This window comes from Streptococcus oralis, from assembly GCF_001075675.1.
Classification (GTDB): domain Bacteria; phylum Bacillota; class Bacilli; order Lactobacillales; family Streptococcaceae; genus Streptococcus; species Streptococcus oralis_V.
Genome location: NZ_JUNW01000006.1, coordinates 1 through 310, shown reverse-complemented (window position 1 = coordinate 310; position 310 = coordinate 1). Strand labels below are relative to the sequence as shown.

Below are 310 nucleotides of genomic sequence, written 5' to 3'. Positions count from 1 at the left end.
GATTCGAACCAACGCATGAGGGAGTCAAAGTCCCTTGCCTTACCGCTTGGCTATACCCCAATAATATAAAATAGGCGAGTGATGGGGATCGAACCCACGCATGCCAGAGCCACAATCTGGTGTGTTAACCACTTCACCACACCCGCCATAATCATATTAACACGGGCAGTAGGAATTGAACCCACACTGAAGGTTTTGGAGACCTTAGTTCTACCTTTAAACTATGCCCGTAACTAAAGTAATGGAAGGGGAGGGATTCGAACCCCCGAACCCGAAGGAGCGGATTTACAGTCCGCCGCGTTTAGCCTCT

Annotated in this window: 2 tRNA genes; both read right to left on the bottom strand. The window is 49.4% G+C overall.

From position 1 onward, the window contains the following. Positions 1 to 73 precede the first annotated feature (73 nt). Positions 74 to 146: transfer RNA gene (locus ADM50_RS01180), tRNA-His, on the bottom strand. A gap of 14 nt (positions 147 to 160) precedes the next feature. Next, positions 161 to 231 (bottom strand) — tRNA-Trp (locus ADM50_RS01175). Between the last annotated feature and the right edge of the window lie 79 nt (positions 232 to 310).